The sequence below is a fragment of the Acidisarcina sp. genome (genome assembly GCA_035539175.1).
Lineage (GTDB): Bacteria > Acidobacteriota > Terriglobia > Terriglobales > Acidobacteriaceae > JANXZS01.
Genome location: DATLIY010000007.1, coordinates 545,290 through 566,647, shown reverse-complemented (window position 1 = coordinate 566,647; position 21,358 = coordinate 545,290). Strand labels below are relative to the sequence as shown.

Genomic DNA, 21,358 nt, shown 5'->3' with positions numbered 1-21,358 from the left:
ATGGCAGTGGTTGTCGTGGGAGGAAATTCGCGCAACATCGGGAAAACTTCAGTCGTTGCGAGCCTGATTGCGAGCCTGCCGGAGATGCACTGGGCAGCCTTTAAGATTACGCAGCATGGCCACCAGATCTGCGACGGCAAATCGTTGCGCTGCGATTGCGTATCCGCACAGCACACGGCCTCCTTCACGGAGGAGACCAACCGCACCTCCGGCAAGGACAGCGCACGATATCTGTATGCCGGCGCGGCGCGGTCGTTTCTTGTACGCACGCACCCCGGCAGCCTGCAGGATGCGATGCCGCGATTGCGCGCCGAATGCGCAGCGGCGGAGAACGCCATCATCGAATCGAACAGCGTGATGGAGTTTCTCCACCCGCATCTTTACCTGACGGTGCTCGATCCCGGCACGGTGGACTTCAAGGCGTCGGCCAATCTGTTTCTTGAGCGTGCCGATGCAATCCTGTGGCGATCGAATAAGCCGGTGCGGCGTCAAAACCTCTGGCCGGCAGAAGTCTACACTCTGATTGAAACGAAACCGCAGTTTGTCCTCGCAGCACCGGATTACCAGTCCGTGGAGCTGCTGGCCTTTGTGCGCGAACGGCTGGCCGGTGTGGCGTCGTTCCCCAGAAGTCGAACATAGGGGCAAATATGGCGAGGTTTGGAACGTAGAGGGGTTGGAGCATAGTAGGCAAGGCACGGCGAGGCCCAGGAACCGCAGAGAAGCACGGCGCGCTAGGTGTCGCTGGGGAACGGCTCCGTTTTCATCGAACCATCTTTCTGTTTGAGCAGGATCTGCACCTTGCCTTCGGCGGCTTCCAACTCCTGCTTGCAGGCGCTGGACAGGCGCACCCCGTCTTCAAATAGCTTGATGGAGTCCTCGAGCGGCAGGTCTCCCCGCTCGAGTTGATCGACGATGGTTTCCAGTTGCTTCAGTTGCTCTTCAAATGTCGCCAACGCAGTTCCTCTTTACTGTGGGGAGATGGTAGAGATTGGATCGGGCACGGAGGGAAGCACGGCTGCAATCACCTCCGCGGCGGCTGAGTAGCGTCCAAAGGGCGCGCTGACCTGTGTGCCTTCGACCATCGGTCGTACCTCGGCCAGCATCTCCTGCGCGATGCGTATGCCCTCGACCCGCGATAGCTCCGGCGTGTCCGCTTTCTGCATCCGCGCCATGATCTCATCCGGCATGGAGACGCGCAGATCGTTCTTCATGAACTCCGCATTGCGCAGGCTGGTGAGCGGCCAGATGCCCGCGATGACAGGAATGCGGAAGCTCTCAATCCGCTTGAGAAACTGTTCCAGCAGACGCAGATCGAAGACGGGCTGGGTGATTGCGTACTCGCCGCCCGCTTCCACCTTGAGGGCAAAGCGTCGAATTTCGTTCTCGATGTCGGGAACTCCGGGATTTGCCGCCACCGCAATGGTGAAGCCGGTAGAAGCGCCGATGGGGTTGCTTCCGATATCGAGGCCGTGGTTCAGGCGGCGTACGATGTTCACGAGCCCGATGGCATCCACGTCAAAGACAGCGGTGGCATCGGGATAGTTGCCGAGCTTGGGTGGATCGCCCGTCAGGCAGAGTATGTTCTTCAGGCCGATCGACGATGCGCCGAGCAGGTCGGATTGAATACTGAGCAGATTGCGGTCCCGGCAGGTGTAGTGCAGGATGGTCTCAATGCCGGTGTGTTGCTGAATCTGGATGCACAGGCTCTGCGCGCTCATGCGTGCCGAGGCGCGCGGTGAATCGGGGACATTGATGGCATGCACGCCGAGCGCCGCCAGCAGACGCGCACCCTCAATCTCCTTGGTGCAGGAGATGCCGCGTGGTGGAACGATCTCAACCATAGTTACAAATTCGCCACGGCTGATGAGGTTGCCAATAAGCGAACGCTCGGCCAGGGGCGCCGGCGTCGTTTCGCTCACGATCGGCTCCTTCGCAGAGCCGGTGGTGCTTACCTTTTGTGCGTCCACGGCCCGGAACGCGGACTTCATGGCGCGGATATGGTTCGGCGTGGTGCCGCAGCAGCCGCCAATGAACTGCACTCCGGCCTTGAGATATTTGCGTCCAAAGCTGGCCATGTATTCCGGCGAGCAGAGGTAGATGTTGCGGCCCTCGATGGCGCGGGGCATTCCAGCATTCGGCATGGCAGCGAGCGGCAGATCGGTAACCGCAGCCATGCGTTCGATGGCGGTCAACACGGTGGCCGGGCCGACGCTGCAATTGCATCCGATCGCATCGGCTCCCCATTCCGTCAGACGTGCGGCCGCGGTCTCGGGAGTCGTTCCATCGAGGCAATTGCCATCTTCGTCTATCGTCATCATCACCAGCACGGGGAGATCGGGCGCGACCTCGCGCGCAGCCCGGAGAGCCTGCTCCGCCTCATTCAAGGCTGGCATGGTCTCAATCGCCAGCAGGTCAACACCGCCTGCGACCAATCCTCGAATCTGTTCGGCAAACGCAGCACGAGCCTCGTCCAGTCCCACCTTCCCGAGGGGTTCGAGCACCTGGCCCAGCGGCCCGATAGAACCTGCAATAAAAGCTCGCGCGGCTTGCTTGTCCTCGATCTGTGCGACAGCCTTGCGAGCCAGCATCGCGCCCGCCTTATTGATCTCAAAGACGCGATCCTGCAATCCATAGCGCTGCAGCCGGAAGGAGTTTGCACCAAACGTGTTGGTCTCAATAATCTCCGCGCCAGCCTGCAGATACTCGTCGTGGATGGTGCGTACCAGTTCCGGGTCCGACAGGTTCAGCTCATCAAAGCAGCGATTGATGAAGATGCCGCGGGAGTACAGAGCGGTGCCCATGGCACCATCGCACAGAACCGTGCGGCTTTCGAATATGTCCTTCAGTCGATTCGTCATGAGGTCGCTTTCCCTGGGTGGGCCTGTGATCCAATTTACAGCGAGCGGCCTTGCGAGGAAACCTTGGCTCCGAAATGGCGAGCGCGGTGCGCAGACATTCCCAAGGGTTATCCCGCGGCGTGCAGGCGTGTCCGGTCCGTAACTCCTTAAAATGACGGCCCTCGCCTCTTCTGGAATAGCCACGTCTGCGGAGCCTGCTGCAACATCGTGGAGGGCTTCGCCGCCACTGGCTGTCGGCAGCGAAGACGATCCCTTCGCTTTGTTATACTTAGTTTTCTCGGTTTGTCCCCTAGTGGGTGAGGTCTAAAGGTTTGAATAAGAGAAGTGGACTCCTTGTCTGGCTCTGTGCAGCGCTGTGCTGTGCTGTTTTTCTCATAACCGGCTGCGGTAACAACTACTATTTTGCCGGGCGCACGTTGCCTCCCAGCAGGCTGAAGAATCGCGTGCTGGTCGCGATCCAGAATCCTGGCGCCTTCAATAAAGGTGAGCTGATGTTTGTAGATGCCTACTATGACATCCGCCACAGCTACGACGACAAGATTCCGCAGTTCTCCATCAGCGGGTTTGGCGGCGCGCAACCTGCCACCATTCAGAACATACCGGAGCACCAGACCGGCGCGATCTACAACTCCGGCGATGGAAGCCTCGTGCTCGCGGATTATTCGACCGAGGCTGCGCAGTCCGGCTTGCCTGGGCTGTCCGGACCATCGTCCAGCATCTTCATTACGCAGGACCTGAAGTTTGTCTATGCGGCCAATCAGCAGTCTCATGTGCTTACCGTTCTCGATCGCGTAGGCTCCAGGAGCTATTACCTCAATCTGCCCGGTATCTTCCGTATTTCGGTAAATCCGGCGGGCACTACGGTCCTGGCTTTTGTGCAAAACAGCAATACGGTCTACAGCGTGGTTCACCTGCAGGCGAATGAGCCGGGCCCATCCAACGCGGTGGACTGCGAACCGCAGAATCTGCCGATCTATTGCGTCGTTCCGGTGGTGAATAAGGCAGGCGCTCCGATTCAATTTGATCGCCCGACAAAGGCTGTCTTTTCTCCCGATGGCAGCACAGCCTACGTCCTCAACTGTGGACCGGAGTGCGGTGGCAGCCAGTCCAGCGTCAGCTACCTGCCCACTGCGGGCGTGATCGTCGATAGCGGCAAGGGACCCATACCGCCCGGTTCCGGCCTGGATTTGACGGGCACCGTTCTGATACCCGGTGGAGCGACGAACGCCCTGGCGGACGGCAACACGTTGTATCTCGCCGGACAGCAGTTGCAGCCGGATGGGCTCTTCTCCGGCAATCTCACGGTGCTGGATGCCGCAGGGCAGAAGGTCACCGGACAATACGGAATTGCCGACGGCACGCATAGCAAAATGATTCTGGCGGACGACAATACGCTATGGATCGGTTCCACGCTTTGCCAGGAGGGCGAACGCTATCTCGGCAGCGCCTCGACCTCGGCGGACAAGGCCAAGGGCTGCCTGGTGAAGTTCGATACCGTGGCGAAGACCGTGCAGTTTGATTCCTTCAAGGGCGACCTGACCGGGTTGGCGGCAGTGACTTTGCTGCACAAGCTTTACGTCGCCGAGGGCGGGCAGATTCACATCTACTCGACGGTCGATGGCCATGAACTGGATAACTCTCAGGTGACGGTTACGGGCACGGTCTACGATGTGGCCTACATGGACGCCGGCAGCAACGGCAATAACACGACGTATTAGTAGCGTCGGGCGCGGATGGCAACCCGCGCCCGAATCCCTGCAATCCAGCGGTTTTCTTCTCCATGACTGAAGATTTTTCCGCCGATGTTCTCGCCATTGCCGCACACCGCGACGATGTGGAGCAGACCTGCGGCGGCACGCTGCTGCGCATGGCGTCTCTGGGACTCCGTACTGCGATTCTTGACCTGACGCAGGGAGAAGCAGGCACACGCGGCACGGCGGCGGAGCGCGGAGCGGAAGCGCAGGAAGCGGCGCGCATCCTGAATGTCGGCTGGCGTGAGGCCCTGGACCTGCCCGATTGTCGCGTAGAAAATAATTTTGAAAATAAACTGAAGGTGGCGCGGGTTTTGCGCAGGCTTCGGCCGCGGGTTGTGATCCTTCCCATCGGGCAGGGCCGCCATCCGGACCACTACACCACCTCGACGCTTGGTTATGAAGCCTGCTTCCTCTCCGGCCTGGCGAAAATCGATACCGGCACTGCGCCGCATCGACCTTTCAAGATTGTGTATGCCAGCCTCTACGCGGATGTCCGCCCCAGCTTCGTAGTCGATATCACGGACTTTATCGAGCAGCGCTTCGCCTCCCTTTTGGCCTATCGCTCGCAGTATGCGAATCAGTCTCAGGGCGGCGGGTTATTTGTGCCGGAGGAGGAAATTCGCGAACGAACCTTCTCCGAGGCGCGACACTACGGGCTGCTGGGCGGTGTGCGGTATGCGGAGCCATTTGTCCAAAAAGAAGTTGGATTGGTCGACGACCTGACGCTTCTCCCCGTGCAATCCATATAGAGGTGTCTGTCATCATTCCATTTAGCCGATTGTTTTGGTGAAGAGCATTCGGATCCCCACGGCGATGAGCGTGGCAGCAAAGATGCGGCGCAGCATCAGCTCCGGAATATGCTGTGCGCTCGCTCCTCCAAAGTAGGCGCCTACGGTAAAGCCTGCGGCCAGCAACAGGCCGGTTTTCAGGTCCGCATTGCCGGTTTTGTAGTATTCCAGGAAGGCGAGGATGCCGACCGGCGCCAGCATGGCTGCGAGGGAAGTGCCCTGGGCGCGGTGCTGGCTCATGTGGAAGAAGTAGACCAGCGCGGGAACCATAAGAATGCCGCCGCCAAGTCCGACCACGCCGGAGAAGGCTCCCACCAGCACTCCAATCAATAAAGCAAGCAGAGTCATCACGATCCTGTCCTTCAGGCCCCGTCCGGTGGCCGCAAATCCAGCTGGCTCGATCTTAATGGAGGAGCCGGGTGGAGGCGGTGGCCAGCGGTAGCCGAAGCGCTCCCCTCCCGGTAGTATTCATGAAACGTTTGCAATTCCTTCGCCGGGATGCGGTACGCTGTTGGCATCCTCGCATAACCTGTAACTTGTTGCTGTACACTCTGAAACAAAAAAATTGCGAGGAATGAGGGGCCAGGGTTGAGCCAGACTGTTTTCGTTCTTGAGGATGATACGGACATCTCCCGTCTCGTACAGCACCATCTTGAGGCCGCCGGATTCACGGTTCGCGTCTATGGAACCCCCGCCAACGTCGTTGCGGATGCCGAACGGCAGCCCCCGGCGCTCTTTCTGCTGGATATCATGGTGCCCGGCGGAGATGGGCTGGATGTTTGCCGCCGTCTGCGAAGCCATGCTGCGTTGAGCACCGTTCCGATTATCTTTCTTACTGCCCGTGCAGGAGAGAATGACCGAGTGCTGGGCCTGGAGCTGGGTGCGGACGACTACATCACCAAACCCTTTGCCACCCGCGAACTGGTTGCCAGGGTTAAAGCTGTGCTGCGGCGCTTCGAGCGTCCCACATCTCCTTCTGTCATCAGCTTTGAGGATGTGAATATCGATGCGAGCGCCATGCAACTGCGGGTTCGCGGAGAACTGACGACGACGACGGCCACGGAGTTCCGCCTTCTGGACTACCTCGCCAGGCATCCCGGACGCGTCTTCAGCCGCGATCACCTGCTGGATGCGGTATGGGGAGATGCCCGCTTTGTCACGCCGCGGTCGGTGGATGTATACGTCCGCCGCATTCGCGAAAAGATTGAGACAGATCCGGAAAATCCGAGATATCTGAAGACGGTTCGCGGTGCCGGATATCGCTTCGAGGTTCCTCGCCTCGCTTGATCGGCGTTTTTGAGGGTGGCAGCGTGGCGGCATCCGCCGATCGTGCGCCGCTGCTTGCAGAAAACGCAGGTGCTTCGGGCGGTCGCAGGCTTACACTGTCTGTGAAAACGCTCCAGGTTGGATCATGCGGTACATGAGGGCCTGATCGCAGGCTCCGGGATGGGCGGGGAACACCGTCGTGAGTGGAAGGGTCTTTACCAAGCTGCTATTTCTGTTCGTCCTCGTTCTCTTGCTGGGGACGGCTATTCTCGATTTCTCTCTGCGCCGCATTGTGGAGCATTCGCTCCACGAGCAGGCTGAGCGTTCGCTGGTCACTAAGGCGAGGCTTGTCGCCAGCGAGCTTCGCGCGGAAGATCCATCCGCCAGCCTGGAGGAAAGGGTTCGCCAGCAGGCCGGAGTCGCCGGCGCGGCAGTCACCCTGCTCGATGGTCAGGGGCATCTGCTGGCCCAGTCGGTGCCATCCCGGGAGTCGAGCCCGGCGCAGGTCAGCGTCACATCGGCGGAAATCCGAGACGTAATCGAACGCAAGCGGCAGACGGGCCGGTCGGAACGCGATGGAATGCTGTACGTTGCTGTCCTGGATCGTGGCAGGGATAGCGGCAGGTCTGGGGCAGACGGCGATCGGATCGTGGATCTTGCGTATTCTCTGGGCGAGGTTTATAGCGTCCTGGGAGTGTTGCGTCGCGATATCCTGCTGGCCTCCCTGCTATCCCTTGCCTTCGCCATACTGCTTTCCGCACTGCTGGCGCAGCGTATCTCGCACAGGCTTCGGCGAATTGTTACCTTTGCACATCGCATTGACTCTGGGGACCTGACGGCGCGCGTAGAAGAGGGCAGCCTCGATGAGATTTCCGAGGTAGCGCATGCGCTGGATGCAACCGCGGCGCGCCTGGAGAAGAGCTTCAACGACCTGCAAAGCAGCCGCAGGGAGCTGACCGCCCTGATGGACAGCATGCAGGAGGCGGTTATCGCCGTTACATTTCAGGGGCAGGTGAGCTGGTCGAATGCCGTAATGCGGCGTATCGCTCCCCACGCGGTCAGGGAGGGAGAATCCCTGGTGCACACCATTCGCGACCCCGAAGTGCTTATCTGCGTGGAAGGCGCTCTGCGCAATCGGGCGGTCACGAGGGGACGCGCCACCTCCGTTGCCCCAGGCAGGATCTTCGAGATCAGCGCTGCACCCACACCGGGCGGCGGTGCCGTTGCCGTGTTGCACGATGTGACCGAAATTGAACGCGCCGAGAAGACCCGCCGGGATTTTATCGCCAATGTTTCCCATGAGTTGCGGACCCCGCTGACCTCGATTTCCGGCTATGTGGAGACGCTGCTCGAGGAGCCCAGGATCCGCGAAGACCAGGCGCGCGAGTTTATGACCATCATCCTGAAGAATGCAACGCGGATGAATCGCCTTACCGAGGACCTGCTGGCGCTTGCCAGCGTGGAGTCGGGCGACTACAAGGTTCGCCCGCTTCCGGTGAAGGCGTCAGCGCTGGTGGAGGATGCCATTGAATCACTGGCCGGGATGGTGATCGATTCCGAAGTGATGATGGTGGAGGGGGAAAGTACAGAAGCCCTGGTGCTGGCAGATGCGGATGCCCTGAATCAGGTTTTCGGCAATCTGATTGAGAACGCGATGAAGTATGGCAAGTCGGGCGGCCGTGTTGTCGTCGGAGCGCGCCTGCGGGAAGATGTTGTGGAGTTTCTAGTGCAGGACTTTGGCCCTGGAATCGCTTCCGAGCATCTCAATCGTATCTTTGAGCGCTTTTACCGGGTGGATAAAGCGCGATCGCGAGAGTCGGGAGGGACCGGACTTGGGTTGGCGATCTCCAAGCATATTGTTCTGGCGCATGGGGGGACCATCTGGGTCGAGAGTGAACTGGGTTCGGGCGCGACTTTCATCTTCACCCTGCCACTCGCAACACCGCGCTCCACACAGCCAGGCGTGGAGATGGAAGGGGAGAAGTAGGTTTATTTTCTTTATCTTGGCGGCAACAAGGTAAGGCTTTTCCTTGCTTTTTCACGTGAATGTAAATCGCTGTTAACAATTCGATCCAAGAATGAATATGACTTCCTATAGGGGGGAATCAGTGAGCAAGAAATTTTTTCTTGTTGCGGCACTTACAGTGTTTGCAGCGACTTCCAGTTTTGCGCAAAAGATTAACGGAGCCGGGGCTACGTTCCCATATCCGATTTATTCTAAATGGTTTAGCGAATACAGCGCGTCGCATCAGGGCGTCCAGATCAACTATCAGTCCATCGGCAGCGGCGGCGGTATCCGCCAGGTTACCGTGGGCACTGTCGACTTTGGCGCCAGTGACGGCCCAATGTCCGATGCTCAGTTGGCTGAGTCCAAAGTGAAGCTGCTCCATATCCCAACCGTGCTGGGTGCCGTTGTTCCCATCTACAACCTGCCCGGTGTTGGACAGGGGTTGAAGTTTGCTCCTGATGTTCTGGCGGAGATCTACCTGGGAAAGATCACCAACTGGAACGACTCTCGGATTGCGAAGGATAATCCTGGAGTGAAGCTGCCGAACCAGGAAATCTTTGTGGTTCACCGTTCGGACGGCAGCGGCACGACGTATATCTTCACGGATTACCTCTCCAAGGTGAGCAACGACTGGAAGAGCGGCCCGGGTAAAGGCACCGCTGTGAACTGGCCGAAGGGTATCGGCGGCAAGGGGAACGAGGCGATCGCCGGTATGGTTCGGCAGATGCCAGGTGCGGTGGGCTATGTTGAGCTCATCTATGCGCTGCAGAACAAGATTCCTTATGGCGCGATTCGCAATGCGGCTGGGAACTGGGTCAGCGGCAGCATTGCTGGCGTGACCGAGGCTGCGGCCAGCGTCAAGACGATGCCGGCAGACTATCGTGTATCGATCACCAATGCTCCTGGCAAGGAAGCTTATCCCATCTCAAGCTTCACCTGGCTCTTGATTCCGGTCAAGGCCCAGGATGCAGCTAAGGGTAAGGTAATCAAGGACTTCCTGCAGTGGATGCTCGATCATGGGCAGTCGGAAGCAGCTGGCCTTTACTATGCACCGCTTCCCAAGTCTGTCGCGGACAAGGTTCGCGGAACCATCAACGGACTGCAGTAAAAACGCTGAGAACTGGTTACGGGGCATCCGCCCGTGCGGATGCCCCGTATTTTGTTGTAGGATCAGGCGAGCCTGCTCGAAGTTCGATTGTGCCTCCAATTGGCTGATTTCTCAGTGCGTTTAACCTCCTGTTTACCTGAAACAGGTAGCTTTGATAGTGGTGAAAATTAGATTTCAGGAAGTTCCTGTGGCCGGTCAACCGGAAACACCTCACCGAGCGGACCTGACCGCGTCATCGTCGGACTCGCGGCCATCGCCATCTGCAGTGAGGAAATTTTTGCTCGGCCGCGGGAATTCGGCTTTCGCGGACGGCTCATTTCGCTGGCTCATGCTGCTATGTGCCTGCAGCATTTTTGGGATCGTCGCTTTGATTGCCGTCGAACTGGTAATGCGATCCAAGTTATCGATCACCAAGTTCGGGATGGCATTTTTTATCCGCCAGGCATGGGACCCCGTAAGCGGTGACTTCGGGGCTTTACCGTTTGTTTATGGGACGCTGGTTTCCTCGTTTGTAGCGCTCCTGCTGGCCGTACCTCTGGCGATCGGTCTGGCAATCTTTCTCACCGAGATGTGTCCACGGTTCCTGCGCGCGCCGCTCGCATTTATCACTGAGCTGCTGGCCGCGATTCCCAGCGTGGTCTATGGACTGTGGGCTATCTTCGTCCTGGTTCCAATTCTGCGGGAGCACGTAAATCCGGTGCTCGCCAAGACCCTCGGCTGGACGGGGTTTTTCAGCGGTCCAAATTTTGGCATCGGCATGCTGGCCGCCGGGGTAATTCTCGCGATTATGATTCTGCCCATCATCTCCTCGCTCACGCGGGAGGTGATGACCGCTGTTCCGCAAAGCCAGCGCGAGGCGGCGTTGGCGCTGGGTGCGACCCGCTGGGAGATGATTCGCATGAGCGTCCTGCGGAATGCGCGCATCGGAATTGTGGGATCGATCATTCTGGGGCTTGGCCGCGCTCTCGGCGAAACAATGGCTGTCACCATGGTGATCGGCAATCGGCCCGATATCGCCAAGTCTCTCTTTGCACCCGCCTACTCCATGGCCGCAGTGATCGCCAGCGAGTTCACTGAGGCAACGGACGATTTGTATCTGAGTGCCCTGATGGAGATTGGCCTGGCGCTGTTCATAGTGACGATCATCGTCAACGCCCTGGCCCGCCTGCTGGTATGGGCAGTTACCCGGGGCGCGCCTGCGCGTGTCAGCTAGCGAGAAACCTATGGCTCAAAGGTCCAATCCGAGCGCCGCGAACCGGCTATGGCGCGATGCGGTGAATAACATTGCCACGGTACTGGCCGTTGTAAGCACGATTCTTGTGGTTACTCCGCTGGTGGCTATTTTCGTCTATCTACTTTACAAGGGCGCTCACTCGCTCAATTTCGCTTTCTTCACGCAGGCACCCAAGCCGGTTGGCGAGGCGGGCGGCGGCATGGCGAATTCGATTCTTGGTTCGGCCATTCTGCTTGGCGTCGGCAGCGTTGTCGGTGTCCCTATCGGCATCGGCGCGGGCATCTTTCTTGCGGAGTTTGGCCGAGGGGGACGACTGGCGAACACAGTTCGTTTTACCGCGGACGTCCTGAACGGAGTGCCCTCGATTGTGATGGGCATAGCGGTCTATTCGCTGATAGTGTTGCCGCAGAAGCATTTTTCTGCCCTCTCGGGAGGCGTGGCGCTCGGCATCATGATGATTCCGACGATCACACGTACCACGGAGGAGATGCTGCTGATGGTGCCGCACGCGATTCGTGAGGCCGCGCTTGGCCTGGGCGTTCCCAACTGGCGTTCCGTGCTGTCGATTACCTTGAAGACCGCATCTGCAGGAGTCATTACCGGATGCATGTTGGCCTTTGCGCGCGTGGCGGGAGAGACGGCTCCTCTGCTTTTCACCGCATTTGGCAACCAGTTCTGGAGCACCAATCTTAACGAGCCGATCGCCGCGCTACCCCTGCAGATCTTTGTATATGCCATCTCTCCCTATGACGAATGGCACCGATTGGCATGGGCCGGAGCGCTGGTACTGATCGCACTGATTGTGGTTGCGGTCTCGCTCGTGCGTTACGTGGCGTCGCGCGGCATATTGAAAGGGGCGAACTAGTGGGTGTCGGGATTCAAGTCACCGATTTGAATGCATGGTATGGATCGAATCATGCACTTCTCTCGATCAACATGAACATTCCTGCCAATCACGCGACAGCGCTGATTGGCCCATCGGGATGCGGCAAATCGACGTTTGTTCGCTGCTTGAACCGCATGCATGAAACGAATCCATCGGCACGCGCTACCGGAGAAGTGCGCATCGGCGACATTGAGATTTACTCCGAGGCATCTCCGGTTGAAATCCGGCGTCGTGTCGGCATGGTCTTCCAGCGCCCCAATCCTTTCCCCACCATGTCAATCTACGACAACGTTGCATCCGGACTGCGGCTGAACGGCTTCCGCAACAAGCGCGTGCTGGATGAAGTCGTGGAGCGCTCGCTGCAGAGTTCGGCGTTGTGGGATGAGGTGAAGGACGATCTGCACAAGAAGTCTGGCGCCAGCCTCTCCGGCGGCCAGCAGCAACGGCTTTGTATTGCGCGTGCTCTGGCGGTCGATCCCGAGGTGCTGTTGATGGATGAGCCGGCCTCGGCGCTCGATCCCGTATCCACCGCAAAGATTGAAGACCTGATCTTTCAGTTGAAGACGCAATATACGATCGTCATCGTCACGCACAACATGCAGCAGGCAGCGCGTGTTGCGGAAACGACCGGCTTCTTTCTGCTGGGCAAGCTCGTGGAGTTCGATTCGACGCACAAGATTTTTACCAATCCATCCGACAAGCGCACCGAGGATTACATCACAGGCAGGTTTGGATGATACGGCTCAGGTTTCAACAAAGCCTTGACGACTTGAAGGAAAAGCTGCTGGTGATGGCGGGGATGTCCGAGCAGGCAATCCAGCGTGCCATTGAGGCATATCGCACTCGCGACATCTCGATCTGCGACCTCGTGGTGCGCAGTGAAATGGCAATCAATCGCCTGGAGCGCTCCATCGACCAGATGGCCATCGACCTTCTTGCGATGGAACAACCTACTGCCATCGACCTTCGATTCATCCTGTCGGTAATCAAGATTAACGCGGATCTGGAACGGGTAGGCGATGCTGCGGTGACGATCACCGAGCGTGTCCGCGACTTGCAGGCGTTTCCTCCTGTGGAGCTGCCGGTGGATATCCAGCGCATGGCCTCGCTGGCCGCGGGAATGATCCGCAAAGCGCTGCAAGCCTTTATTGAGGCGGACGCTGAGCTGGCGCAGACCGTGCTGACGATGGATGACAGCGTAGACAAGCTCAACGAAAATGCGTTCTTTGCGCTCTCCAACGTGATGAAGGAGAAGTCCTCGCTGGCTCCGCAGGCGCTGAACGCGCTCATGATTTCACGCAGCCTGGAGCGCGTTGCCGATCACGCCACGAATATTGCGGAAGACGTGATCTTCTGGGTGCGAGGCGCGGATGTGCGCCACTACCTCAGTACGAGTGAGCGCCCGCGAGAGAAGGATGAAGGAACGGAGCCAGCCTAGAAGAGTTCCGGCTGGACAGTGTTCCCGGCATCAGGCAGACCAGGACACGAGCTTGCGAAGCAAGGGGTAATAGAGGCCCAGTTTGATCCGCGTCGTTGGCCCATTCAACAGACGCAACACTTCCGCGTAGGCCGCAAGCTGCGGCTCGTACTCCTGCTTCTCTTTCGCAAGAAACTCGGCCAGGCCACTGGCGCTGTGGCTGGCGGTTTTATAATCCATGATCCAATAGACGTCCGCGCCTGGGGCGGCAACGTCTTCTCCAGCGCGAAAGACGCGGTCAATGCGCACATTGCGCAGGGAGCCCTTCACCCATCCGCTCCATGAAACTTCATTCCGCGCTTCCAGGTGGGGAGAGAGTATCCACCTTCCCACCTCGTCGTCCAGCGCCTCAGAGGCTGCGCGGATGACTTCGCTTGCGAGGGAGGACGCCTGCGCGCTCGAGACTCCCTCTGACCGAAGCTTATTCTCAATCGCAGGCCGCCATTCAGCAAGGCTCTGCTGACAGCGAAGAATGGCTGTGCCTTCGGCGAGGGTTCGTGCGATTTTTTCAAGGAGTGCATGCACGGCGACACCGAACGCTCGTGCCCGGATGGAGCCTGCCGGACGCTCAAAGAGAGTCTCCGGGGAACTATCGGAAGAATATGTCGCAATGACAGGTACATTAGTTCGGAAATCTTCCGGAACAAAGCTTTCCGGCAACCGCCGAAGAGTAGCGGGCTGCTCCTCAGCGGCTGCCAGGTCGTAAACGCCAGGCAGCGGAGACTCTGAAAGAGGCGGGAAGGGAAGCAGGTTGTCGGGCGCGGGTGTTGCAGACTGCTTCTCTTGCCATGCTTGTAGAGCTTGAAGAAAAGGTGCTTCCAGACTCGGCCATGCAGTTCGCAACAAGCTGTTGGGGCTTCCAGCAGTAAGCGAATAGGTGACTTCCTGCGTCTTCTTATCGGTTTTCGCCTGAATGAGCGCGGTTCCCAGCAGGTGTAACTCGCGCCGGGCGCGTGTGCAAGCTACATAGAAGAGCCGCTTCTGTTCTTCGTCGAGGCGCATCTTCTCCTGCTTCTTTACCCAGGAGTAGAGCGAGTCCGCCTCCTTCCCCTTTTCTCCGATGGGCGCCACCAGAATCTCGCTGTCTCCCTCTTCCGCGTATGTTTCGTCAGACGCCGGAATCGAGCGCTCCAGCCACAATAGCAACTTTGCCTTGTCTCCATTGGGCTGGCGGTCCAGGCCTGGCACGATCACGATGTCGAATCCAAGTCCCTTTGCCTTGTGGATGGTCATTAACTGGATGCCTGCCGATTCGCTCGACTCCGGATCAGGCTGAGCAAAGAGCCGCGTAAGCCGGTCTCTCAGCTCTTCCCCCAGGCATCCGATGCCGTCGGCATCCATCTTTTCCAGCATGCTGAAGAAGACCTGTGCATTCTCATACGCGATGGCGTCCACACACTCATGCCCGCCAAGGCTGTGCCATACGCGTTCCAGCCACACGGCAAGAGGCTGCGAAGACGATTGGCGATAGCGCTGCTCTAGAGCCGCTTCAAGAACCATGTGGGTTCGGCGGGCTCGCTGCTGTCCATCCGCACTCAACAAGCCAATGCGCGTTCGCAGCAACTGGAGCACTGGAATCTTCGCCAGGAGCTTGTCGTCCGCGCCGCAGAGCTGATGCAGATCTGCGAGCGTAAGCCCGCACCATGGCGCGCGCAGCACTGCGAGCCACGCCACCCTGTCCATCGGGTGCAGCAGGGCCTTCAGCAGTGAGGTGAGGTCAAGCACCTCCTGCCGGTCACCGAGGTTTTCCATCTCGACGGCACGAAAGCGGACGCCGGATTGGCGCAACTTCTCCGCCACTGGCAGAAGGTGATTGCGCGCGCGAGATAGGATGGCAATTGTGTAACTCTTATTGTTACGTTTCGCTTCGTCGATTTGTGCAAGATGCGCTTCGACAATGGTGAGGATCTGGCTGGCTTCGTCTTCCTGTGCCTGCTGCCGGGCTTCGATGGAGACACGGCCCGAGGCCGGTGGTGCGATAAGATTCGGCAGGATGTGTACGCTGTCGGGAACGAAGGCGGGATCGCTGGCTTCCGACGGGGTGAACTCCACCGAAGCCGCATCCGGGTTGGAGCCTTGCGCGAAGATGGGTTCGAGAAGTTCGTTGAGGCGATCCACCACGCCACGGTGCGAGCGAAAGTTGGTTGTGAGTTGCAGGTTTTTCAGTGGCAGTGCATCCGGACCGGAGCCTAATCCGTGCAGGCGGGCATGGTGAAAGAGTTCGACCTCTGCCTGACGAAATAAATAGATCGACTGCATCGGATCCCCAACCAGGAAGCAGGTGCGGCCCTCACCCGGCAGCCACCCGCTCACCAGCATCTGCAACAGCTCCTGCTGGCTGCGAGAGGTGTCCTGAAATTCATCCACCAGCAGGTGCCGCACTTGATCGCTGGCAGCCAGCCCGAATTCAGTCGGAGTTTCGCCCAGCACCTCGTCGCGATACCGCAGAACCTGCGCGGCTGCGAAGCTAATCTCGACAAAATCCACAGTGTTCTGTTCGGCGAAGATGACACGCAGCTCCGCGGTGGCCTGCCGCAGCGTGAGGAAGAGCCGGGAGAGCCGCACCCACTGCTCCTCGGTGTAATGCGCGGGCGGAAGGCTATCGACCTCGCAGAGTGCCTCATGGAAGCCGGGGATAGCCTCCAGCCGGTGCACGAGTGCGTGGAATCTGTTCTTTTCCGACGCGGAATCGGCGAGGAATCCTTCAGCGATAGAAAGTCTTTGACGCCAGCTTTGGCCGCCCGTCAACAGAAAAGCAGAGACCGCCTTCCAGGCATCTACATCTGTTTGCGCGTGAGAAGGGAAGCCGTCAAGGGCAGCAAGAGCGGCGATCCTCTTGAAATTGTGCTTGTGTCTGATACATTCCGGCGATTGCAGGTTTCGGCAGGAAAATGCGGCGAGTTCTGCTAAGTCTTGGCCATTCTCACCCGCTGCCTCGAGCATGCCGGTGAGCCTCTCCAGCACGCGTCGAATTGCGCGGGCCATGGGCTTCTCCAGCTCCTGACGCACGGTGCTCTGCCAATCCTCGTCCTCGTTGAAGACGAATGCGTGCCGCCATTGATCGCGACGAGCCAGCATATTCGCGATCAACTGTTCGCACTCTGCGAGTCCGTTATCGCGCAGTTCGAGCAGGGTCTGGATGGCCTCGGTTAACTGCCTGTTCGATCCGCCAAGTCTCTGCAGGGTACGCCGTGCCGCAAGCGAATACAGCGCTCCCGCGGCCTCGGTAGGCTGAAAAGTTCCACCAAGCCGGGCAAGCAGTGGCGTTCGATGCGCGAGCGAAAGGCAGAAGGAATCGATGGTCTCAATTTTGAGCAGTTGCGGATTGCGGAGCAGATCCCATCCCTGTCTTTCAGCATGGCGCAGCGCCCGCCGCGCTGGTTCCAGCGCAGGATCGCTCTCATCGCTCATTGCGTGTTCCATGCTTTCCAGGATGCGCCGCCGCATCTCCGCAGTGGCCGCGCGCGTGAAGGTGATCGCGAGGATCTGATCCGGTGAATCGACTTCGCTCAGCAATTGCAGAAAGCGTTGCGTCAGCAGTTCGGTCTTGCCCGATCCGGCAGGGGCCTGGACGATGCAGGAGTCGCTTGTATCGAGGGCCTCAGCGCGCGCCGCGGAGTCCACGTAGCGCGTAGCTTCCGACTCAATCATTCCTCTCATCCTCCCCGTTGCTGTTCCCGGAATATGTGGTGTCCACTGCGAGGTGCGGCACGGCGGTCTCCGCCACTCGACAGAGTGCGGGAAACGCACAGTGCTTACAGGTCTGCGGATAGCGCTTGGGATCTACAGAGGCTTCGCCGCGCACGAAGCCATTCGCCAATTCGAGAAGGTCTTCCTTCCAGGCATTTCTCATCGTCTCGTCGAGAGGCTTCTTCACCAGCGCTGCTGTACCGCCGAGATGAGCGAACAGTTGCTCCTTCGGATTCTGTACGTGTCCGACGAACTTCATCTTTCCAGCGCGAATCTGGGCGAAGACAAGGCCCTGAACATCTTCCAGTCCGCCATACGTGGCATAGAGGGGGAGTTGTGGCTCCTCCAGCCGGGGCACAGTCCACTGTGAGGTGGAGACTTCGCCGGTTTTATAGTCGATCAGCAGGCGAGTCGCATCGCTCAGCAGATCAACGCGATCCATGCGCAGATCGAGGCGCAGATCTCCCACGTAAACATCCTTCATGGCCTTTTCGCACGCCTCCACGGTGAAGGGTTGGCGATCGGCCTCATACATAAGCCAGGAGGTAAGGACCATATGCAGCCGCTCTTTTTCCGCCTGAAGGTAGGTCGTGGTCCAGGCGTCTGCTTCCTGCGTGGCGGGATACCGTTTGAAGACCTCCTCGATATGCGTTGTCAGCATTGCGTCCAGCGTGTTGCCGTGGATTGCAGAGTGCAGATCGCTCAGCGAGTGGAGCCGGCCTTCTGCCGGTGCTTGAGACCAAAGCCGCTCCAGCACGGAGTGAAGCAGGTCCCCTCGCTGCAACGCGGATAAGCCCCATTGCACCTCTTCCAGTTCGCTGGCAAAAAGCCTGGCTGCTGCGAAGGACTGGAAGGGACACGCGGACTGACGCTTGAGAACAGCGAAGCCGCCAACCGTTCTGTCGCTCGGCCAGGGAATTCCGGCGCTGTCCGGGACCTTCTCCGTACGATCCAGAGGCGGAGGTTCTGATTCGAGCGCGAGTTCCGCGCGAAGTTCATCCGAAGGCAGAGCCTCGGGGCATTCTGGCAGCTCACGCAGCAGCGTAGAGGGCCGCAGAGCCCCGTCTTCATTCTGCCCGGAGTAGCTGAAGATCGAGACAGGCGCGCTCGAAGCTACGCGCAGAGTTGTGGTCCGTGCGAGATCCCAATCCGTTGCGGCGGTGGAGTGCGGCATTCCAGCAGCGCGCTGGACTGCAAGCGGAAGCAGGGGATGCGGCCTCCCACTTCGCGGCCAGGTGCCTTCCTCCGCGCCAAGGAACCAGACCGCGTCAAAGCTCTGGCCTGAGGACTCTGCTGGTCCCATCACCTGTACCTGCGCATCCTGTGATTCGGGTGAAAAGATGGCTTCGGTTGCGTGTCTTTCCAGAAACGACAGGAATTCCCTGTAGGAAAGGCGATAGTCGTCAAAGCCAAGAGTGGCCATGCTCTCCAGCAGTCGTGCCCATTTCTTGCGCGCCTGAAATTCGATACTGTCGGGTTCCGCAGGCCCCGGCCATCCGGCGGTGGAAAGCATGGCCTGTGCCAGTTCCGTCCACTCCAGGGCCTCGCGGGGGCGATCTACGCGAGCAATCCGCGACATGTTGCTGAGGCGCTGCACCAGCTTCTTTCCCGCATCGTTCGCTTGCTGCTGGCGTTGCTTTGCGAAGTTGGAAAGGCTGATCTCCTGCTGCATCAGGCCCGATCCTCGCAGGCGGAAATCGATTTCAGAGAGCAGAAGGGGGTCTGTATCCGTAACTGCGACAAATCCAGATAACAGCAACCAGGATAGCTCCTCGGCCATCAGCGGAGAGTCGATCCAGCGCAGCAGGAGGAGCGCCGCGCGTACTACAGGAAGCGTTGCCAGCGGCACGCCGAGCGAAAACTCAAAGGGCAGGGATGTTGGTTTCGCCAAGATGTTCATCGATTCCGGGGCAAGCATGCGGCGAAAGGTGCGCTCGATCTCTCCCCGAGCAGCTTCAAGGTCAGGGACAATTACGGCTATCCGAAGTGAGGGATCTTTGAGGAGCAGCTTTCGCAGCCATGCTGCGCAGGTGGCAATTTCGTCGCGGCGGTTCTGCGCCAGTATCAGGCGGGGAGGTGCAGCAGCTTCAGGCGACACGAGCCTCGTAATTACGGAGCCCATCTCCTGGAGCGCATCCAGCAGCTTCTGTTGTCCGGGCGTGAGCCTGTCAAAGCCGAGGAGACGTATCTCCGGGGGCACGGCGATGCTCCCCTTATGGATCTGCTCGGCCAGCGTGGCGGTGAGTTGGCTGTGGCTGATGGCGCGACGTCTGCGGCACTCTCCATCAAAGGCGAAGGCCCAGCGGCGGAATGCCTCAGGGTCGCTCAGGGAGTCCTCTCCGCGGGTCGACCAGGGAAACTGCCGCCGTCCCTGCGCATCGTAATCCGATAGAAGCGAGTATGCCTGTTGCGCGAGAGCCGTTAGGGGATCCACGGAAACCACCAGCTTCGCTTCCTCCTGCGACTGCACCACGCGCTTCCAGAGCCAGCGCTCCTGCAGGGAAGAGAGCAGGAGAGGCGCATCCTTAATTGAGAACGCGTATTCCGCCCAGAGCTCGCCCAGCCAGCCTGACCAATCGGCCACGGTTGGCGAGGCCCATGCCTGGGCACCCCGGAGCCTCTGCCAATCCGCATAGGCGCGCCGCAAGGTGCGAGCGGCGCGCGGATTTGCGGTGACGACCAGCCCTCCACCGGCCAGATACTCCAGAACTTCGACAGCAGGATCCATGTCTGCTTTATACTCTCGCAGGTTCTGGAAATTTGCAGCATGTGGCAGTGTAAACTGTAGCGTGAATCGCTTTCCCATACTGGTTTTATGTCTGGCTGTTCTGTCGCTTGGCGTTTTCAGCTCCGGCTGTCGCAAGGGGCAGCCGGCGGCTAGCTCGTCCGCGTCTTCGGGAGCACCGTTCAAGACTTACAAGCTGCGCGGCAAGGTGGTATCTATCGATGCTGCCCGGAGCGAGGTGACGCTCGACCATGAGGCGATTCCCGGCTTCATGTCGGCGATGACGATGCCCTATAAGTTAAAGGATCCCACGATCCTGAGCGAGTTCCATCCCGGGGACACGATAACGGCAGACATTCTGGTATCCGATCAGGACGTGCTGCTGGACCACGTCGTCATCGTTGGGCAGGCAAAGCCGGATTACAAGCCGGCAGCCATGTATCACATTCCCAAGCCCGGCGATGAGGTGCCCGACTTTAAGTTTCTCAACCAGAGTAACCGTCAGATTCATCTGGCAGAGTTTCACGGCAAAGCCCTGCTGGTCACCTTCATCTATACGCGGTGTCCGCTGGCAGACTTTTGCCCACGCATGAGCCGGAATTTCGCGACGATCGATAAGGCTCTTGCGGGGGATCAGGCGCTCTATGCGAAGACCCACCTGCTGAGTGTGAGCTTTGATCCGGACTACGATACGCCGCAGGTTCTACGCAGTTACGGCGGCGCCTACACGGGCAAGTACACCAACGAGACGTTCAGTCACTGGGACTTTGCCGCTCCAGCGAAGGCCGAACAGCCGGAGATTACGAAGTTTTTTGATGTTGGCGTGGCGCCCGAGGCAAACAAGACCATTACACACTCGCTTTCTACCGTGCTGATTGGACCGGATGGCAAGGTGGCGCAATGGTATCCCGGCAACGATTGGAAGCCGGAGGACGTAATCAAAGACATCCGGCAATCCCTGCAGGCGCATAGCTAACAGGCGCATTGCCAGGCGCCGTAGCGTGCCCGAAGCAGCAGGCCAATTCTTCCACCCTTGCGCCCGGTCCTGTTACGCTGAAACACTGAATCGACTTAAGACGTTCGTGCATCTCTATCGGTACTCAGTTTGTAGAGGATCATCGCGGGTTTCGCTGATGGTCCGGAGGCAAGTTTTCTTCATAATGGTCTGGAGGCAAGTTTCTTCATGGCAAAGGTTACGGTGGTTTTCGGCATTCTGCTCATACTGCTTGGCGTTATAGGTTTTGTTGGCACAGGAAGCACTCACTACACCGCCCTGATTCCATGTGCGTTCGGCGTCCTTCTGGCAATCTTTGGATTGCTGGCCAAAACCCCCGATGCTTCCCGGCGCAAGTTGTTCATGCATATCGCGGTGACGGTGGGACTGCTTGGGTTTCTGGGTACGGTCAAATCGGTTGTGAACTTCTTCCAGATGATGCAGGGACAGCCCTTCCCCTATCCGGCGGCAGTTGAGGCCAAGGCTGCCATGGCCGCTCTCACATTCGTCTATGTTGTGCTATGTGTGCGCTCGTTTATCGCGGCGCGCCGCACGGGGGTTGTCTAAAAA

At 59.0% G+C, this 21,358-nt stretch carries 17 protein-coding genes; 12 read left to right on the top strand and 5 right to left on the bottom strand.

Annotated features, from left to right (window positions below):
• Positions 1 to 639, top strand: coding sequence for a hypothetical protein (locus tag VM554_05100; protein HVJ07738.1), 639 nt, complete (start codon positions 1 to 3; stop codon positions 637 to 639).
• Positions 640 to 731: 92 nt separating this feature from the next.
• On the opposite strand, the gene xseB is transcribed toward VM554_05100, so the two are convergent.
• Together xseB and VM554_05090 are read right to left on the bottom strand one after the other, a co-directional pair.
• The gene (gene xseB, locus VM554_05095) at positions 732 to 953 is read right to left on the bottom strand and encodes an exodeoxyribonuclease VII small subunit (protein HVJ07737.1); all 222 of its coding nucleotides are present in this window, start codon (positions 951 to 953) and stop codon (positions 732 to 734) included.
• A 12-nt stretch (positions 954 to 965) separates the two neighbouring features.
• A complete protein-coding gene (locus VM554_05090) occupies positions 966 to 2,858 on the bottom strand; it encodes a bifunctional homocysteine S-methyltransferase/methylenetetrahydrofolate reductase (GenBank protein ID HVJ07736.1) in 1,893 nt (630 codons plus the stop codon).
• Between the two features lie 311 nt (positions 2,859 to 3,169).
• Here VM554_05090 and VM554_05085 point away from each other — a divergent pair, with 311 nt between their 5' ends.
• Both VM554_05085 and bshB1 read left to right on the top strand, forming a co-directional pair.
• Positions 3,170 to 4,576, top strand: a complete 1,407-nt coding sequence (locus VM554_05085) for a hypothetical protein (protein HVJ07735.1) — start codon at positions 3,170 to 3,172, stop codon at positions 4,574 to 4,576.
• 62 nt (positions 4,577 to 4,638) lie between these two features.
• Entirely contained in the window at positions 4,639 to 5,361 is a 723-nt protein-coding gene (bshB1, locus tag VM554_05080; protein ID HVJ07734.1) for a bacillithiol biosynthesis deacetylase BshB1, read from the top strand.
• Between the two features lie 21 nt (positions 5,362 to 5,382).
• Here the strand turns inward: bshB1 and VM554_05075 are convergent, their stop codons facing one another.
• Positions 5,383 to 5,748 carry a sulfite exporter TauE/SafE family protein gene (locus VM554_05075; protein ID HVJ07733.1) on the bottom strand — a complete coding sequence of 122 codons (366 nt, stop codon included), beginning with the start codon at positions 5,746 to 5,748 and terminating at the stop codon, positions 5,383 to 5,385.
• Positions 5,749 to 5,988: 240 nt separating this feature from the next.
• Between VM554_05075 and VM554_05070 the strand changes: the two genes are divergently transcribed.
• The 7 genes from VM554_05070 to phoU all read left to right on the top strand — a co-directional run bounded on the left by VM554_05070 (position 5,989) and on the right by phoU (position 13,340).
• A complete protein-coding gene (locus VM554_05070) occupies positions 5,989 to 6,687 on the top strand; it encodes a response regulator transcription factor (GenBank protein HVJ07732.1) in 699 nt (232 codons plus the stop codon).
• Between the two features lie 178 nt (positions 6,688 to 6,865).
• On the top strand, positions 6,866 to 8,653 hold the full coding sequence (locus tag VM554_05065) for an ATP-binding protein (GenBank protein ID HVJ07731.1): 1,788 nt from the start codon (positions 6,866 to 6,868) through the stop codon (positions 8,651 to 8,653).
• A gap of 121 nt (positions 8,654 to 8,774) precedes the next feature.
• Entirely contained in the window at positions 8,775 to 9,782 is a 1,008-nt protein-coding gene (pstS, locus tag VM554_05060; protein ID HVJ07730.1) for a phosphate ABC transporter substrate-binding protein PstS, read from the top strand.
• Positions 9,783 to 10,110: 328 nt separating this feature from the next.
• Complete coding sequence (gene pstC / locus VM554_05055) at positions 10,111 to 10,995, top strand: phosphate ABC transporter permease subunit PstC (GenBank protein HVJ07729.1); 885 nt, start codon at positions 10,111 to 10,113, stop codon at positions 10,993 to 10,995.
• A 10-nt stretch (positions 10,996 to 11,005) separates the two neighbouring features.
• Positions 11,006 to 11,881: a phosphate ABC transporter permease PstA gene (pstA, locus tag VM554_05050; GenBank protein HVJ07728.1), complete on the top strand. Its 876-nt coding sequence runs from the start codon at positions 11,006 to 11,008 to the stop codon at positions 11,879 to 11,881.
• Entirely contained in the window at positions 11,881 to 12,639 is a 759-nt protein-coding gene (gene pstB, locus VM554_05045) for a phosphate ABC transporter ATP-binding protein PstB (protein ID HVJ07727.1), read from the top strand. Before pstA ends, pstB begins: the two co-directional genes overlap by 1 nt.
• Positions 12,636 to 13,340, top strand: coding sequence for a phosphate signaling complex protein PhoU (phoU, locus tag VM554_05040; GenBank protein HVJ07726.1), 705 nt, complete (start codon positions 12,636 to 12,638; stop codon positions 13,338 to 13,340). The genes pstB and phoU overlap by 4 nt, the downstream gene beginning before the upstream one ends.
• A gap of 30 nt (positions 13,341 to 13,370) precedes the next feature.
• Here phoU and VM554_05035 read toward each other — a convergent pair whose 3' ends face one another.
• The gene (locus tag VM554_05035) at positions 13,371 to 17,030 is read right to left on the bottom strand and encodes a UvrD-helicase domain-containing protein (GenBank protein ID HVJ07725.1); all 3,660 of its coding nucleotides are present in this window, start codon (positions 17,028 to 17,030) and stop codon (positions 13,371 to 13,373) included.
• Positions 17,023 to 19,797 (bottom strand): PD-(D/E)XK nuclease family protein, encoded by a 2,775-nt coding sequence (locus tag VM554_05030; GenBank protein HVJ07724.1) that lies wholly within the window; start codon positions 19,795 to 19,797, stop codon positions 17,023 to 17,025. Before VM554_05030 ends, VM554_05035 begins: the two co-directional genes overlap by 8 nt.
• Positions 19,798 to 19,858: 61 nt before the next feature.
• Between VM554_05030 and VM554_05025 the strand changes: the two genes are divergently transcribed.
• Complete coding sequence (locus VM554_05025; GenBank protein HVJ07723.1) at positions 19,859 to 20,770, top strand: SCO family protein; 912 nt, start codon at positions 19,859 to 19,861, stop codon at positions 20,768 to 20,770.
• A 207-nt stretch (positions 20,771 to 20,977) separates the two neighbouring features.
• Positions 20,978 to 21,355, top strand: a complete 378-nt coding sequence (locus tag VM554_05020) for a hypothetical protein (GenBank protein HVJ07722.1) — start codon at positions 20,978 to 20,980, stop codon at positions 21,353 to 21,355.
• Positions 21,356 to 21,358 lie beyond the last annotated feature (3 nt).

What these genes read in the sequence shown, in the direction of transcription:
- phoU (HVJ07726.1), top strand. Translation starts at nt 12,636, where the DNA reads ATGATACGGCTCAGGTTTCAACAAAGCCTTGACGACTTGAAGGAAAAG.
- VM554_05075 (HVJ07733.1), bottom strand. Translation starts at nt 5,748, where the DNA reads ATGACTCTGCTTGCTTTATTGATTGGAGTGCTGGTGGGAGCCTTCTCC.
- VM554_05035 (HVJ07725.1), bottom strand. Translation starts at nt 17,030, where the DNA reads ATGATTGAGTCGGAAGCTACGCGCTACGTGGACTCCGCGGCGCGCGCT.
- VM554_05090 (HVJ07736.1), bottom strand. Translation starts at nt 2,858, where the DNA reads ATGACGAATCGACTGAAGGACATATTCGAAAGCCGCACGGTTCTGTGC.
- VM554_05030 (HVJ07724.1), bottom strand. Translation starts at nt 19,797, where the DNA reads ATGGATCCTGCTGTCGAAGTTCTGGAGTATCTGGCCGGTGGAGGGCTG.
- VM554_05100 (HVJ07738.1), top strand. Translation starts at nt 1, where the DNA reads ATGGCAGTGGTTGTCGTGGGAGGAAATTCGCGCAACATCGGGAAAACT.
- VM554_05020 (HVJ07722.1), top strand. Translation starts at nt 20,978, where the DNA reads ATGGCAAAGGTTACGGTGGTTTTCGGCATTCTGCTCATACTGCTTGGC.
- pstC (HVJ07729.1), top strand. Translation starts at nt 10,111, where the DNA reads ATGCTGCTATGTGCCTGCAGCATTTTTGGGATCGTCGCTTTGATTGCC.
- bshB1 (HVJ07734.1), top strand. Translation starts at nt 4,639, where the DNA reads ATGACTGAAGATTTTTCCGCCGATGTTCTCGCCATTGCCGCACACCGC.
- pstA (HVJ07728.1), top strand. Translation starts at nt 11,006, where the DNA reads ATGGCTCAAAGGTCCAATCCGAGCGCCGCGAACCGGCTATGGCGCGAT.